At 63.0% G+C, this 15,838-nt stretch carries 13 protein-coding genes; 5 read left to right on the top strand and 8 right to left on the bottom strand.

All coding sequences use genetic code 11. The features are described 5' to 3' along the window. Positions 1-8 precede the first annotated feature (8 nt). From GA829_RS01910 to puuE, 7 genes are all read right to left on the bottom strand, one after another. The gene (locus GA829_RS01910) at positions 9-968 is read right to left on the bottom strand and encodes an ABC transporter permease (RefSeq protein ID WP_195176904.1); all 960 of its coding nucleotides are present in this window, start codon (positions 966-968) and stop codon (positions 9-11) included. 16 nt (positions 969-984) lie between these two features. Then, on the bottom strand, positions 985-2,571 hold the full coding sequence (locus tag GA829_RS01905) for an ABC transporter substrate-binding protein (RefSeq protein ID WP_195176903.1): 1,587 nt from the start codon (positions 2,569-2,571) through the stop codon (positions 985-987). A gap of 155 nt (positions 2,572-2,726) precedes the next feature. Next, on the bottom strand, positions 2,727-4,712 hold the full coding sequence (locus GA829_RS01900) for a CocE/NonD family hydrolase (RefSeq protein ID WP_195176902.1): 1,986 nt from the start codon (positions 4,710-4,712) through the stop codon (positions 2,727-2,729). A gap of 84 nt (positions 4,713-4,796) precedes the next feature. Next, on the bottom strand, positions 4,797-5,390 hold the full coding sequence (locus GA829_RS01895; protein ID WP_195176901.1) for a nucleoside deaminase: 594 nt from the start codon (positions 5,388-5,390) through the stop codon (positions 4,797-4,799). Next, entirely contained in the window at positions 5,390-5,896 is a 507-nt protein-coding gene (locus GA829_RS01890; protein WP_258052088.1) for an ureidoglycolate lyase, read from the bottom strand. The genes GA829_RS01895 and GA829_RS01890 overlap by 1 nt, the downstream gene beginning before the upstream one ends. After that, a complete protein-coding gene (locus GA829_RS01885; RefSeq protein WP_195176900.1) occupies positions 5,893-6,756 on the bottom strand; it encodes a bifunctional allantoicase/(S)-ureidoglycine aminohydrolase in 864 nt (287 codons plus the stop codon). Before GA829_RS01885 ends, GA829_RS01890 begins: the two co-directional genes overlap by 4 nt. A 10-nt stretch (positions 6,757-6,766) precedes the next feature. Next, the gene (puuE, locus tag GA829_RS01880) at positions 6,767-8,200 is read right to left on the bottom strand and encodes an allantoinase PuuE (RefSeq protein WP_195176899.1); all 1,434 of its coding nucleotides are present in this window, start codon (positions 8,198-8,200) and stop codon (positions 6,767-6,769) included. Positions 8,201-8,414: 214 nt separating this feature from the next. Here puuE and uraH point away from each other — a divergent pair, with 214 nt between their 5' ends. From uraH to GA829_RS01855, 5 genes are all read left to right on the top strand, one after another. Beyond that, positions 8,415-8,789: a hydroxyisourate hydrolase gene (uraH, locus tag GA829_RS01875; RefSeq protein WP_195176898.1), complete on the top strand. Its 375-nt coding sequence runs from the start codon at positions 8,415-8,417 to the stop codon at positions 8,787-8,789. A 3-nt stretch (positions 8,790-8,792) separates the two neighbouring features. Next, positions 8,793-10,274, top strand: coding sequence for a xanthine dehydrogenase small subunit (gene xdhA, locus GA829_RS01870; RefSeq protein WP_195176897.1), 1,482 nt, complete (start codon positions 8,793-8,795; stop codon positions 10,272-10,274). Then, entirely contained in the window at positions 10,274-12,637 is a 2,364-nt protein-coding gene (gene xdhB / locus GA829_RS01865; protein ID WP_195179485.1) for a xanthine dehydrogenase molybdopterin binding subunit, read from the top strand. The genes xdhA and xdhB overlap by 1 nt, the downstream gene beginning before the upstream one ends. Positions 12,638-12,698: 61 nt before the next feature. Beyond that, positions 12,699-13,616 (top strand): xanthine dehydrogenase accessory protein XdhC, encoded by a 918-nt coding sequence (gene xdhC, locus GA829_RS01860; protein ID WP_195176896.1) that lies wholly within the window; start codon positions 12,699-12,701, stop codon positions 13,614-13,616. A 109-nt stretch (positions 13,617-13,725) separates the two neighbouring features. Then, positions 13,726-14,556 (top strand): PhzF family phenazine biosynthesis protein, encoded by an 831-nt coding sequence (locus tag GA829_RS01855; RefSeq protein ID WP_195176895.1) that lies wholly within the window; start codon positions 13,726-13,728, stop codon positions 14,554-14,556. Between the two features lie 16 nt (positions 14,557-14,572). Here the strand turns inward: GA829_RS01855 and GA829_RS01850 are convergent, their stop codons facing one another. Continuing rightward, positions 14,573-15,829, bottom strand: a complete 1,257-nt coding sequence (locus tag GA829_RS01850; RefSeq protein WP_195179484.1) for an LLM class flavin-dependent oxidoreductase — start codon at positions 15,827-15,829, stop codon at positions 14,573-14,575. Positions 15,830-15,838: the final 9 nt, after the last annotated feature.

Here is a 15,838-nt window from a genome sequence, read left to right as displayed (position 1 = left end):
CCGCCCCCTTACTTCGGATGTCTGAGACGCGGATTGGCGACGATCGCCGCAATGTCCGCGATAATGTTCAGGCTGATGTAGACGGCGGCGAAGATAAGTCCGACGGCCTGCACCACCGGCACGTCACGCTTGGTGACGTGGTCGACCAGATACTGGCCCATGCCTGGATAGACGAAGATCACTTCGACCACGACGACGCCGACGATGAGATAGGCGAGGTTGAGCATGACAACGTTGATGATCGGCGCGATGGCATTGGGGAAGGCATGCTTGCGGATGACGTTGAATGCCGAAAGGCCCTTGAGCTCCGCCGTCTCGACATAGGCCGACTGCATGACATTGAGGATCGCCGCCCGCGTCATGCGCATCATGTGCGCGAGCACGACCAGGGTCAGCGCGGTTGCCGGCAAGGCGATCGCCTGCATGCGCTCGAGGAACGGCATGCCGTCATAGACGGTCGAGATGCCCGGGAAGATCTGCCATTTCACCGCGAAGAAATAGACGAGCACGTAACCGATGAAGAACTCGGGGAAAGATGTCGAGGCGAGCGCCAGTCCTGAGATCAGCTTGTCGACCCAGCCATTGCGGTAACGGACCGCAATCAGGCCGAGAATGATCGCTAGCGGCACGGCAACGATTGCCGCCCAGAAGGCGAGGAACAGCGTGTTCCCGAGCCGTCCCTTGATCGACGTCGCGATATCCTGTCCGCTCGACATGGCGGTGCCGAGGTCTCCCGTCAGCACGCCGCCGAGCCAGTGGAAGTATCTGATATAGGCCGGCTGGTTGAGGCCGAGCTGCTCGCGCAGGTTGGCGAGCGACTCCGGTGTCGCCGACTGTCCGAGAATGGCTTGCGCGACGTCGCCGGGCAGGATCTGGGTGCCGGCGAAGATCAGGACCGAAACGGCCAACAAGAGGACGATGCCCAGCGCGATGCGCTGGGCAATAAGTTTCAGAATGGGTGATGACATGTCTGCAATGCCGGTCTCAGGCCTGCAGCCAGCACTTTGCCAAAGCGTAACCGTTCATCAGTTCCTGGTGCGGATCGTCGACCCAGCCGTCCACCTTGGCGCCGGTCGCGTCGATGAACTGGTTGAACATCGGCAGGATCAGGCCACCTTCGTCGCGCACCAGCATTCCCATGTCGTGGTACATTGCCTTGCGCTTGGTGTCGTCGAGCTCGGCACGGGCCGCCAGCACCATCTTGTCGAAATCCGGACGCATGAAGCGCGTGTCGTTCCAGTCGGCCGTCGACAGATAGGCGGTCGAGTACATCTGGTCCTGCGTCGAGCGGCCGCCCCAATAGGATGCGCAGAAGGGCTGCTTGTTCCAGACTTCCGACCAGTAGCCGTCGCCGGGCTCGCGCTTGATCTCAAGCGTGATGCCGGCCTTGGCGGCGCTCTGCTGGTAGAGCTGCGCGGCATCGACGGCGCCGGGGAAGGCGACATCCGAGGTGCGCAGCAGGACAGAGCCGTCATGGCCCGACTTCTTGAAGTGGAACTTCGCCTTGTCGGGATCGTATTTGCGCTGCTCGATCTCGGTGAACAGCGGGTAGGAAGCGTTGATCGGAAAGTCGTTGCCGAGCGAGCCATAGCCGCGCAGGATCTTGTCCAGCATTTCTTCGCGGTCAATGGCCAGCTTCAGCGCCATGCGCAGATCGGCATTGTCGAATGGCGCCGTGTTGCAATGCGCGATGAAGACATAGTGGCCGGGACCGGCGTGGTTGCGGATGGTGACACCCGGCAGGCGCTTGATCAGGTCGACGATCTTCGGCTCGACGCGGTTGATCATGTTGACCTGGCCGCCCTGCAAGGCCGCCGTGCGCGCCGTTGCATCGTTGATGACAATGATCTCGATCTGGTCGGCATGGCCCATCTTGTCGCCTTGCCAGTAGTTGGCAAACCGCTCGCCGCCATGGCGCACGCCTGGCTCGTTGGTGGTGACCTTGTACGGACCTGCCGAGATGCCGGCATCGGCCTTGTCCTTGCCGCCGTTGGGCTGGACGATCAGGTGATAGTCGCTGAGCAGGTAGGGAAGGTCGGCATTGGCTTCCTTCAGCGTCAGCACGACTTCCTTGCCACTGGCCTTGATGGTCTGGATACCCTTCATGTAGCCGAGCGCACCAGACTTCGACTTCTCGTCCGAATGGCGTTCGAGCGTGGCGGCAACGTCTTCGGCGGTCACCGTCTTGCCGTTGTGGAATTCGACGCCGTCGCGGATCTTCAGCGTCCAGGTCTTGGCGTCGGCCGAAGCGCCGATCTCCTCGGCGATGCGGTTCTCAAGCTTGCCTTCCGGCGACAGCTCGACGATCATCTCGCCCCACATCTTGCCGAAGGCGAAGGGCACCTGGGTCATCATCAGTGCCGGGTCGAGGCTGTTGGTGGATTCGCCGCCGACCAGGCCGGCCTTCAGCGTGCCGCCCTTGACCGGTCCCGCCGCGCGCGCCGCACTTGAAAGCAGTGCGTTGGCGAAGGGGGCGGTGATGCCGAGCGCTGCCGCCCGGCCGAGAAAATCACGACGGCTCAGCTTGCCCGATGCAACGCGCCGGCTAAGGAATTCCAGTTCGTTTGACATTTTGAGTTCCTCACTCTGTTGGTACGACTCTGCGGTCGTTTTTTCTTGCTTCTTGTGAGGAGAATAATGACCGCAAGGGAAAGCGGTAAGCAAGACGGAATGCGACATGCCGTGGCGTAAATCGCGCGTCGCTTTTGGACCAATCCAGCCGGCGTTCAAAGCAGCGTGCGGGGCACCTTTTCCTCGAATTTACGCTCGAAGACCAGCGTTTCACCTTCATAGGCTTGGATTCTGGCGCTAACGATGAAATTTCGCGCGTCCGACCGCATTTCGGCCGACGTCTCGGTGCGCACCGACCATCCATTTCGCGACAGGGTCTGTGTCCAATGCGTCTTTCCTGATGCCAACAGGGGATCATCGGGGTGGATCGTCCAGATTTCGCGGGCGATGCTGCCGTTTGCCAGGCCATGGTCGAGATCACGCACTTCGCCGAAGTCATCCGTTATGGAAAGCGTGACCATTCCGGTCTTCTCGTTGCGCTCGACATGGCGCTCGGAATTGGCGGCGCGGAGCGTTTCGGTTGCCCAGGGCGCGGCACCTTCCGGCTCGGCGAACGTCGCCTCATTGGCGGCCGCCAGCCGGCGCAGCGGCAGGCTGAGCGTTGCCTGGGACAGATCGAGCCGGACCGGCTCCGGCGAAGGCCAGATCATCGGCCAATAGGTGTTCGACACGGCAACCCGCAGGCGATGGCCGGCCGGTACGCGATAGGCACATTGATCGAGCACGATCTTCGCGGTGACAACCTGGCCGGGCACCAGCGCTTGCGGGAATTCGTGCGAGCTGTGATGCGTCAGGTTGAGCACGCCGTAAGAGATCAGTTCCGATGCGCCGTCAGGATGCACGTCGCACAGCCGGATCGCGATGTTGGCCTGAGGCCTGTCCGACGCGACTCGAACCAGGGCTTCCGGCGCGCCGACAATGTCGATTGCCTCGGCAAGCGGTGGTTGGTCGAAACACACCGACAGCGCGTCGTCGGGGCGTTGGTCGCCCGGCAGTTCCGGGCCGAAGGTGAAGGGAAAATACTCGCCGCCGGCAAGGCCGCAAGTCTGAGGTGAAGCGATGATGGCTGGCTTGCTGCCTTGCGGAAGGAGGTCGATCACCTGTGCCTTGATATCGCGCGAAGGCCACTGCGCCTCGGCCACCCAGCGCCCTGGCCGCTCCGGATGCCAGCGCGCCGGACGCACGCTGTCCATCACATAGGCGCGGTAGGCAGGGTCGGCCTCGACGCCGGTGTCGATGCCTTTCAGCCAGTGGTCCCACCAGCGCAAGGCCTCCTGCAGGAAGCCGATTGCCGGTTTTGGCGCGGCATAGTGCGGATATTTGTGGATCCACGGGCCGATAATGCCTTTGACCGGCGTCTCGATATTGGCCGCGAGATGGGAGACGGTGTTGCGGTAGCCGTCATGCCAGCCGCCGATCGACAGCACCGCAGCACGGATCGCGGAAAAATCCTCGCAGATCGAGCCGCGCTTCCAATAGGCGTCGCGATGCTGGTGCTTCAGCCAGAGCGGCGCCAGGAAAGCCTGGTTCTCAAGCCGGCTCAGCCACAGGTCGCGCCAGCGGTTGCCTCCGGCAATCAGCGGGTCCGGCGGCCGCGACGAATAGGACAGCATGGTGGAAGCCCAGCCGAAATTCTCGATCAGAAGGCAGCCGCCCTTGTAGTGGATGTCGTCGGCATAGCGGTCGACGGTCGAGCAGAGGCTGATCACGGCCTTCAGCGCCGGCGGCTGCTTGGCTGCCACCTGCAGGCAGTTGAAGCCGCCCCAGGAAATGCCCATCATGCCGACATTGCCGTTGCACCAGGGTTGGCCTGCCGCCCAGGCGATCACATCGCAGGCATCCTGCAATTCCTGCTCGGAATATTCGTCGTCCATCAGCCCCTCGGAATCGCCGTTGCCGCGCATGTCGACGCGGATCGAGGCGTAGCCGTGGCCGGCGAAATAGGGATGCGTCAGCTGATCGCGAAAGATCGTGCCGTCGCGCTTGCGGTAGGGCAGGTGCTCGAGGATCGCCGGCACCGGCCGGGCCTCGGCATCGGCCGGCATCCACACCCGCGCCGACAACCGGCAGCCATCCGGCATGACGATCGCCATATCCGCAAACTCGACGACCTGCCGGGGAAATTCAGTGACGGTTTTCATGCGGGCGGCTCCAGGACCGCCACATGATGGAGCCGGCATTGACGCGTCGTGGGCCAGCCAACGAATTCCGCTGGTCAATCCGCGTCAGTTCAGCGGAATGTCGTTCTCGGCCTTGCTGGACTGGTAGGCGCCGGACAGTTCGTCGTAGCGCGCCGAAATCTTGCCGATGCGCGCCTCCAGGCGCTGGCGTTCGGTCTCCGGCAGCGCGCTGACCAGCCTGCGGATCGAAAAGCTCTTCCAGTAGGCGTTCTCGGCATTGTAGCCGCCGGGGTCGAGGGTGAAGACCTCTTTCAGGATCTTCAGGTCATGCGGGATGGCGAAACTGTCGCGCGAATCCTCGTGGCTGAACAGGTAGTAGAAATTATCGAAACCGGTCCAGGTGATGGCTGAAAGACAAAGCGAGCACGGCTCGTGCGTGGCGACAAAGATGGCGTCTTTCGTCTCGACGCGCTCCGCTTTGGGCATTTCGTAGAAGCGCTTCAGGCAATGAACCTCACCGTGCCAGAGCGGGTTTTCCATCTCGTTGTTGGTCTCGGCCAGCACCAGCGAGCGGTCGTCCTTCCGCAGGATCGCCGCGCCGAACAGCTTGTTGCCCTCGGCAACGCCTTTGGCCGTCATCGGCACGATGTCGCCCTCGATGACGTCAAGCAGGCGATCGATCAGCGAAATGTCGGTCATCACAAGGTCCTGTCGGGAAGGCGGATTTCGTAGGCGTGCGAGAAATGGAATTCTTCGAGGTTGGAGCCGTCGCCGCCACGGTCGACGACCAGGAAGTCCTGCGTCTCGCCGATCGGCGTCAAAACCCCATGCCAGAGATTGCGCGAGTAATTGATGCCTTGCCCCGGCGCGGTGATGAAGGCGTGCGGTTCGCCCGGGCCGTCATCGCTGTCATGGCAGACGACAACCACGAATGGCCGCGGCGACAGCGGGATGAACGCCTGGCTGCCGAACGGATGGCGCTCGACCATGCTGAGCTTCAGCGGAAAATCGTAAGGCGTGCCGCGCACCATCGAAATCAGCACGCGAGCATTCGGGCCCGCGGCCTCGGCGGTGGCGAGGTCATGGTAGCGCTCGGCCTTGCCGCCATTGATCGGATAGTGATTGGTGCCGCCGGCATCGATGACATCGCCGAATTCGGCGAAGGCTTCGCGGGTCAGCGGCCGCGCGACAATGACGGTGCTCACGGCACCCGCCGTGCCACACCGGCACCGCCAAGCTTGGCATGCCGGTTGACGTCCTTGTAGAGCAGATAGCGGAACTTGCCTGGGCCGCCGGCATAACAGGCCTGCGGGCAGAAGGCGCGCAGCCACATATAGTCGCCGGCCTCGACCTCGACCCAGTCTTGGTTGAGGCGATAGACCGCCTTGCCTTCCAGCACATAGAGCCCGTGCTCCATGACATGGGTCTCGGCGAAGGGAATGACCGCGCCCGGCTCCAGCGTCACGATGGTCATATGCATGTCGTGGCGCATGTCGGCCGGATCGACAAAACGGGTCGTCGCCCAGCGGCCTTCGGTGCCGGGCATCGGCGTCGGCGCGACCGACTGTTCGTTGGTAAAGAAGGCTTCGGGCACATCAATGCCGTCGACGGCCTCGTAGGCCTTCCTGATCCAGTGGAAGCGCACCATCTCGCGGCTTTCGTTGTGAATTTTCCAGCCGCTTGCCGGCGGCAGGAAAGCAAAGCCTCCCGGCCGCATGACATGTTTCTTGCCGGCGAGCAGAACCGTCAATTCGCCCTCGACGACGAACAGGGCGCCCTCGGCGCCTTCATCCGGCTCAGGCCGGTCGCTGCCGCCGCCAGGCGCGACCTCGACGATATATTGCGAGAACGTCTCGGCAAAACCCGATAGCGGACGTGAAAGTATCCAGACCCGGGTCTTGTCCCAGAACGGCAAGGCGCTGGTCACGATGTCCTGCATCACGCCCTTGGGGATGACCGCGTAGGCTTCTGTGAAGACGGCCCGGCCGGTCAGCAGTTCGCTTTGTCCGGAATGGCCGCCAGAGGGTGCGTAATAGGTTCGCTCGGGCATCTTGATCGTATCCATGGGGTCAAACCTATTGCGGAAGCATGTCTTTGAGCCGAAGCAGCGCGATGCGTTCGACCTGTTTGCAGGCGGTTTCGAATTCGGTGGCGCGGCTATTGCCGATGCGCGTTTCGAACTCCGCCAGGATTTCCTCTTTCGTCTTGCCCTTCACCGCGATGATGAAGGGAAAGCCGAAGGTGGTGACGTAGGCGGCGTTGAGCTTGGAGAACAGTTCGCGCTCCTTGTCGGTCAGCGCGTCGAGGCCCGCGGAGGCCTGCTCCCTTGTCGATTCCGCCGTCAGCCGCTTGGCCTTCGCCAGCTTGCCGGCAAGGTCGGGGTGGGCGTTCAGCACGCCGAGCCGCTCAGTCTCGCTGGCTGCGCGGAAGATGCGGCAGAGTGCGTTATGCAGGCCGCCGGCACTGTCATGCGCCGGGCCGAGCTCCAGTTCATAGGCGCGTTCGGCAATCCAAGGCGAATGTTCGAACACGCCGCCGAATGCGTGGACGAACGTCTCGAATTCCATTTTCGTAGGCCTGAGCGCCGGCGCCTGAAACGGATGAGTCTCCTGCCAGTGGCGGGCAATATCGATGCGCCGCGCCAGCCAGACCTTGTCATGCGATTTTACGTAGTCGACAAAGCGCTTCAGCGCCGCCACCCGTCCTGGGCGGCCGACGAGCCGGCAATGCAGGCCGATGTTCATCATGCGCGGCCGGCCCTCCTGGCCCTCGGCATAGAGCGTGTCGAAACTGTCCTTGAGATAGGCGAAGAACTGGTCGCCCGAGTTGAACCCTTGCGGCGTGGCAAAGCGCATGTCGTTGGCATCGAGCGTGTAGGGAATGATCAGCTGCGGCTTGCCCGGGCCATTTGGCCCGTCATGCTCGAACCAATAGGGCAGTTCATCGTCATAGGTGTCCGAGACATAATCGAAACCGCCTTCTTCAGCGGCCAGCCGCACCGTGTTGATCGAACTGCGGCCGGTGTACCAGCCGGTCGGGCGCTGGCCCGTCACTTCAAAATGCAGGCGGATCGCCTCTTCCATGTCGCGGCGTTCGTCATCGGCGCCATGATCGCGATAGTCGATCCATTTCAACCCATGCGAGGCGATTTCCCAGCCGGCGTCCTGCATCGCGGCAACCTGGTCGGGTGAGCGGGCAAGTGCGGTGGCGACGCCGTAGCAGGTGATTGGCACCTCAGCCTCGGTGAACAGGCGATGGAGCCGCCAGAAGCCGGCACGGGCGCCATATTCGTAGATGGATTCCATGTTCCAGTGGCGCTGGCCAAGCCATGGCGCCGCGCCAACGATCTCGGACAGGAAGGCTTCCGAGGCCTTGTCGCCATGCAGGACGCAATTCTCGCCGCCCTCTTCATAGTTGACGACGAACTGCACCGCGATATGCGCACCCCCGGGCCATTTCGGATCCGGCGGATTGGCTCCGTAGCCGCGCATGTCTCTGGTGTAACGCATCGTCCCTCCCGCCGGGCATTGCCCGAAGTATGATCAGGATATCGAAAGGGCTGCTTGCGCATTCCCCTCAAAATTTTTGAAAGTGTTTTTGTCGCACTCCGCTCGACCGGGACTTATGCATCGCCTTTAATTGGCGCACAATTCACGAGCATGTTCGATTGTACCGGCCAGTGCGTTGGGAAGTGCATTGATACTGGAAAATGGGAGGCGGCCAATGGCAGAAACGTCGAAAGCCGATGGCGGTCGTTTGACAACACACGTCCTGGACACCGCCAGCGGCAAGCCGGCCGCGGGGATGTCGATCGCGTTCTATCGTCACGATGGCACGGCTCGGACCCATCTGAAGACTGTCGTTACCAATGCCGATGGCCGCTGCGATGCGCCGTTGCTGGCTGGCGCGGACTTCCGTACCGGCGAATATGAATTGGTTTTCGCCGCCGGCGACTACCTGCGCCGCCAGGGAACGGTGCTGCCCGAGCCGGCCTTCCTCGACAGCGTGCCGATCCGCTTCGGCATGGCGGAGGCCGTGCATTATCATGTGCCGCTGCTCGTCTCGCCTTACGGCTATTCGACGTATCGGGGGAGTTGAGCCGTGGCCAAAGTCAATATCCGCAACGAAATCCGTTTCATTCTGAATGGTCAGGACGTCGTGTTGTCCTCGGTCGCGCCTGACGAGACCCTGCTCGACTGGCTGCGGCTCAACCGCTCGCTGCGCGGCACCAAGGAAGGCTGCGCCGAAGGCGATTGCGGCGCCTGCACCGTGCTGGTTGGAAAGCTCGCGGCTGGCGGTCTTGTCTATGAAAGCGTCAACGCCTGCATCCGTTTCCTCGGTTCGCTGGATGGCACGCATGTCGTGACCGTGGAGCACCTGCACGGCGCGCCCGGCCATCTGCACCCGGTGCAGCAGGCGATGGTTGACTTCCATGGCTCACAATGCGGCTTCTGCACGCCGGGCTTCATCATGTCGCTCTATGGTCTCTGGATGAAGTCCCCCGACCCCTCGGATGCGGCAATAGAAAAGGCGCTGCAAGGCAATCTCTGCCGCTGCACCGGCTATGAAGCAATCATGCGCGCCGCCAGGGCCATCTCCAGCTATGGCAAGGTGGCCAAGGATCCGCTGGCGATCGAACGCAAGACGATCACCGCCAGGCTGAAAGCAATGCATGATGGCGCGCGCGTCGAGATCGGCGCCGGCAAGAAGCGGCTGATCGTGCCGGCCGATGCCGACGATTTCGCTGCTGTGCTCGACAAGGAGCCGGGTGCCACCGTCGTCGCCGGCTCGACCGATGTCGGGCTGTGGGTGACCAAGCATATGCGCGACATTTCACCGGTGGTGTTCATCGGCGCTCTCGATGGGCTGTGCGGCATTTCAGAGGACAAGGGCGTCATCACCATTGGCGCCGGCGTCACCTACACCGAGGCGTTCTCGAAGCTCTCCAGCCGTATTCCGGCCCTGGGGGCGCTGGTTGACCGCATCGGCGGCGAGCAGGTGCGCAACATGGGTACGATCGGCGGCAACATCGCCAACGGCTCGCCCATCGGCGACACGCCGCCGCCGCTGATCGCGCTCGGTGCCACGCTGACCCTGCGCAAGGGCGAGAAGCGGCGGACGATCTTGCTCGAGAAGTTCTTCATTGCCTATGGCAAGCAGGACCGGCAGCCTGGCGAATTCGTCGAGGCCGTGCATGTGCCGATCCCGGCAGCGACGACGAAGTTCGCCGTGCACAAGATCACCAAGCGCCGCGACGAGGACATCACGGCTGCCCTTGGCGCCTTCTTCCTGACGCTGGCCAGGGACGGCACTGTCTCTGACGTGCGCATCGCTTATGGCGGCATGGCGGCAACGCCGAAGCGGGCGTCCGCTGTCGAGGGCGCGCTGCTTGGCAAACCGTGGACCGAACAGACGGTGGAGGCCGCGATGGCTGAATATGTGAGGGATTTCACCCCGCTGACCGATATGCGGGCCTCGGCCGAATATCGCGCCCTGGCGGCGCGCAATCTTCTGTTGCGGTTCTTCGCCGAGACCAGCGGCACAGGCGCGCCGGTTCAGGTTACCCGTCACGAGGCGGCATGATGAACAAGCACGCCAGCCCCAACCTCAAGGCCGAGAAAATCTCGGGCGGTGTCGCGACCGACCAGCGCCACGATTCCGCGCACAAGCATGTCAGCGGCACAGCGGTCTACATCGACGACATGCCGGAGCCTGCCGGTACGCTGCATGTCGGGCTTGGCCTGTCGACTGTTGCACATGGCACGCTGAAAAGCGTCGACCTGTCGGCGGTGCGTGCGGCACCCGGCGTGGTTGATGTCCTGACTTATGCCGACGTGCCTGGCGAGAACGACGTTTCGCCAAGCAATATGCATGACGATCCCGTTCTTGCCGAAGGCAAAGTGCAGTTTTACGGCCAGCCGATCTTCGCGGTCATCGCCGAGACGCGCGAGCACGCGCGCCGCGCCGCACGGCTGGCAAAGATCGAATATGACGAGCTTCCGGCGGTAATCGATATCTGGAACCTCGACCCGCTCAAGGACAAGCAGGTGACGACGCCACTGACGCTCAGGCGCGGCGACGCTGCTGCCGCCATCCAAAGCGCGCCGCGCCGCGTAAAGGGGCGCATGTGGCTCGGCGGCCAGGACCATTTCTATCTCGAAGGCCAGATCTCGCTCGCGATCCCCGGTGAGGACGACGAAGTGATCGTCTATTGCTCGACACAGGGTCCGAGCGAGACGCAGCATCTGGTTGCGCATGCGCTCGGTGTTCCCAGCCACGCGGTAACGGTTGAGGTTCGCCGCATGGGCGGGGGCTTCGGCGGCAAGGAAACGCAAGCCAATCAAAGTGCGGCAATCGCCGCGATCGCGGCCAAGAAGCACAAGCGTGCGGTCAAGATCAGGCTCGACCGCGACGAGGACATGACCGCCACCGGCAAGCGTCACGATTTCGCCATCGACTACGAAGTTGGTTTCGATGACGAAGGCAACATTCTCGGCGTCGACTTCATGTTCGCCCTGCGCTGCGGCTTTTCCGCCGACCTCTCCGGCCCGGTCGGCGACCGCGCCCTATTCCACTGCGACAACGCCTATTTCTATCCGAACGTCCTGGCCAGGTCGGCGCCGCTCTACACCAACACCGTGTCCAACACGGCTTTCCGCGGCTTTGGCGGCCCGCAAGGCATGGTTGGCGCCGAGCGCATCATCGATGAAGTAGCCTTCGCGGTCGGCAAGGATCCGCTCGAAATCCGCAAGTTGAACTTCTATGACCCGATGGACGCGATCGGCACGCGCAACGTCACGCCCTATCACCAGAAGGTCGAGGACAATATCATCCACCGCATTGTCGCGGAACTGGAGGAAAGCGCCAACTATGCGCGGCGCCGGCGCGAAATACAGGCATTCAACGCCAACAGCCGCTTCATCAAGCGCGGCCTGGCGCTGACGCCGGTCAAGTTCGGCATTTCCTTCACCAAGACCGAGTCCAACCAGGCCGGTGCGCTGGTGCATGTCTATGCCGACGGCTCAGTGCACATGAACCATGGCGGCACGGAAATGGGGCAGGGCCTGCACCTCAAGGTGGCGCAGATCGTGGCGGAGGAATTCCAGATCGACCTCGACCGGGTGAAGATCACCGCTACCACCACCGCCAAAGTGCCCAACACCTCGCCGACGGCGGCATCTTCCGGAGCCGATCTCAACGGCATGGCGGCGCAGAACGCGGCCCACCAGATCCGCAAGCGGCTGACCGACTTCGCCGCCGAGAGATATCAGGTACCGGTCGACCAGGTGGTTTTCCTGCCCAACCGGGTGCGTGTCGGCAACCAGGAGGTCGCCTTCAACGATCTGGTCAAGCAGGCCTATATCGCGCGCGTTCAGCTCTCGGCCGCCGGTTTCTACAAGACGCCGAAAATCCACTGGGACCGCAGCAAGGGCCAGGGACATGCCTTCTATTACTACGCTTATGGCGCGGCCTGCTCTGAAGTCTCCGTCGACACGCTGACCGGGGAATATGTCGTCGAGCGTGCCGATATCCTCCACGACGCGGGACGCTCGCTGAACCGGGCGATCGATATCGGCCAGATCGAGGGCGGCTTCATCCAAGGCATGGGCTGGCTGACGACGGAAGAACTGTGGTGGGACGGCAAGGGCCGGCTGCGCACACATGCCCCGTCGACCTACAAGATCCCGCTGGCATCCGATCGGCCGAAGATCTTCAACGTCAAGCTGACCGACTGGTCGCAGGCCTACGAGCCGACGATCCATCGCTCCAAGGCTGTCGGCGAGCCGCCCTTGCCGCATGGCATGTCGGTGCTGCATGCGCTGTCCGACGCGGTGGCCAGCGTCGCTGACCACAAGATCTGTCCGCGTCTCGATGCTCCCGCAACGCCAGAGCGGGTGCTGATGGCCATCGAGCGGCTGAAGAACGAGATGAAAGCCGGCGCCTGAACGGGCAAAACGTGCATATCGCGCCGAAAAAGCCTATATTTCCCAACAGGGAATGCAGACGATGAACTCAAAAGTGCAGAGCCTGAAAGCTTTTCTCGGCGCGGCCGGCCGCGTCGCGCTGGTCGAAGTCGCCGGCACGAAGGGCTCGACGCCGCGTGAGAAGGGTGCCTTCATGCTCGTCTCGCGGGAGGCGATCTTCGGCACGATCGGCGGCGGCCAGCTCGAATACATGGCCATCGACAAGGCGCGCCAGATGGTGTCGCCGTCCACCCGGTCGGGATTGGCCAATCGCCTTCAATCGAGCTCCCGGATCGAAGTCGACGAAGTCTGCGCAACGCTCGATGTGCCGCTCGGGCCGGAGATCGGCCAATGCTGCGGCGGGCGTGTTGAAGTGCTGATCCGGCTTGTCGACGCGGCGCTGGAGGCTGAAATGGTTCTGGCGGCTGAAGCGGAAGAAGCGCATCTGCCGCATGTCTATCTTTTCGGTGGTGGCCATGTCGGTCAGGCCCTGGCGGCCGCCATGGCACTGTTGCCTGTCCACGCCGTCGTCATCGAGACACGGGCCGAGGCGCTGGAAGGCATGCCGGAAACGGTTGAGACGCGGCTTACGCCGATGCCGGAAGCACAGGTGCGCGACGCGCCGGCAGGCACCGCTTTCGCCATCCTGACCCATGATCATGCGCTCGATTTCCTGATTGTCGCCGAGGCGCTGAAGCGCGGCGACAGCGCCTATGTCGGCATGATCGGATCAAAGACCAAGAAGGCGACGTTCAAGAACTGGTTCCTGAAATCGGCGGAAGGCAGCGAGGCTGAGTTCGCCCGCCTCGTCTCGCCGATCGGTGGCGATGCCGTCAAGGACAAGCGCCCGACGGTTATCGCCGCGCTCGCCGCCGCCGAGATCATGACCGCGCTGGTTTTGCACGCTGCGCCACTAACGGACCCTGCCGAGGCTCCGCGCAACCGGGCGATGGCTGGCTGACGCGCACTTGCGCGCATGACCAATATTCAACCGGCTGTCGGTTTCTTCGTTTCCCAAATGGCTCAAGAAGATGTTTTCTGCATCCGCCTGATGCACAAGGTGGAGACATATGGCCGTATTGAAAATTGCAGCCTTTTCGGATGGCGACGTTGGCGGCAATCCGGCCGGGGTCCTGATAGGTGAAATTCTCCCCGATGCAGCCGAAATGCAGAGTATAGCGGCGGAGGTTGGTTTCTCGGAAACCGCTTTTGCCGCGCCGCTTGGCGATGGTTGGCGGGTCCGCTATTTCTCGCCGGAGTCCGAAGTTCCCTTCTGTGGCCATGCGACGATCGCGCTCGGGGCAGCGCTCGTCCGGCAATTTGGCGACGGCACCTTCGTGCTGACCCTCAACCAGGCCAGCATAACGGTCGAAGGGTTTCGCGATGGCGAGAATGTCGCTGCCGCGTTGCAGTCACCGCCAACCCGCAGCAAGCCAGCCTCGCCGGAGTTGATAGCAGAAGCGCTGGCGCTGTTTGGCTATGCGGCCAGAGATCTCGATCCCAAGATTCCGCCGGCGCTGATCCATGCTGGTGCCGACCATCTGGTCCTGGCCCTGAATTCCCGCAAGGCGCTGGCTGCTATGAGCTACGATCAGAAAGACGGCCAGGTTTTCATGCGTCGCGAGGGACTGGTTACGGTGGTGCTCGCCTATGCCGAAACGCCAAGGCTGTTCCACGCGCGCAACCCCTTTGCGTCGGGCGGCGTCTATGAAGACCCCGCGACCGGCGCGTCGACCGCGGCATTGGCAGGTTATCTCCGGGACATCGGTTGGCCGCATGGCAGCGCCATCGACATCGTTCAGGGTGAAGACATGGGCATGCGCTCGCGCTTGCATGCTGACATTCCGACGCAACCGGGCAGCTCGATCAGGGTGTCGGGCACCGCGCGGATGATGGAGTGAGGCTCTTAAGCGCCGCTCAGGTCCAGGCTGGCCGCTTCAAGCCGAGGTGCTCGCGCAAGGTGTGGCCTTCATAGTCGGTGCGGAAAAGGCCGCGCCGCTGCAGTTCCGGCACGACGAGCGCGGCAAAGGCATCGAGCTCGCCGGGGAAATAGGACGGCATGACGTTGAAGCCGTCAGCTGCTCCGCCCTCGAACCGCGCCTGCAACTCATCGGCGATCTGGACCGGCGTTCCGACAATGCGCCAATGGCCGCGCGCGCCGGCGAAATGCCGTGCCAGCTGGCGAATGGAGAGGTTGTCGCGGCGCGACTGCTCGATGACCAGCGCTTGCCGGCTTTTCATGCCTTCGCTTTCCGGCAGCTCCGGCAACGGCCCATCGATTGGATAGCGCCCGAGATCGGAGATGCTGAGATAGCTGGACAATAGCGCAACGCCGACATCGTCGGGGATCAGTTCCTGCAATTCCTCATATTTCGCCTGGGCCTCCGCTTCGGTTGCCGCGACCACCGGCGCCACGCCCGGCATGATCTTGATGTCGTCCGGCTCACGTCCATAGGCAGCCAGACGGCCCTTGAGATCGTCATAAAAGGCCTTCGCTTCCTCGAAGGTCTGGGCCGCCGTGAACACCACGTCGGCGGTTCGGGCGGCAAGGTCGCGTCCGACATCGGAAGCGCCGGCCTGCACCATGACAGGTGCGCCCTGGGGCGACGGCGGCAGGTCGAGCGGATCGCGCACCGAAAAGCTCTGGCCGTCGTGGCCTGATCCGGAAGCCTGGCCCGGCGTATCGCGCCAAAGTCCTGTAACCACCTCGGCGAACTCACGGGCCCGCTCGTAGCGGTCCGCATGGGGACGCAGGCCCGTTGCGCCGAAATTGGCGGCTTCGATATGGCTGGCCGAGGTGACCAGATTCCAGCCGGCGCGGCCGCCGCTCAGATGATCGAGCGACAGGAAAGTCCGCGCCAGGCCGTAAGGCTCGTTGTAACTCGTCGAGGCCGTGGAGACGAGACCGATGCGGCTGGTCTGCACGGCAAGCGCCGAAAGCAGGCTGATCGGCTCGAAGCCGATCGAACGCGAAGTCTGGCTGGCGATGCCGACATTGGCCTCACGCAATCCGGCGGCGTCCTCACAGAACAGCAGGTCGAATTTCGCCGCTTCCGCCGTCCGCGCCAGCTGGATGTAATGGTTGATGTCGATGCCGGCCGTCACATGTGCGTGCGGGTGCCGCCAGGCCGCGATATGGTGGCCTGTCGCCCACAGGAAGGCGCCGAGCTTCATCTGACGGCG

The sequence above is a fragment of the Mesorhizobium sp. INR15 genome, assembly GCF_015500075.1.
Taxonomy (GTDB): domain Bacteria; phylum Pseudomonadota; class Alphaproteobacteria; order Rhizobiales; family Rhizobiaceae; genus Mesorhizobium.
This window is presented reverse-complemented; position numbering and strand designations above follow the sequence as displayed.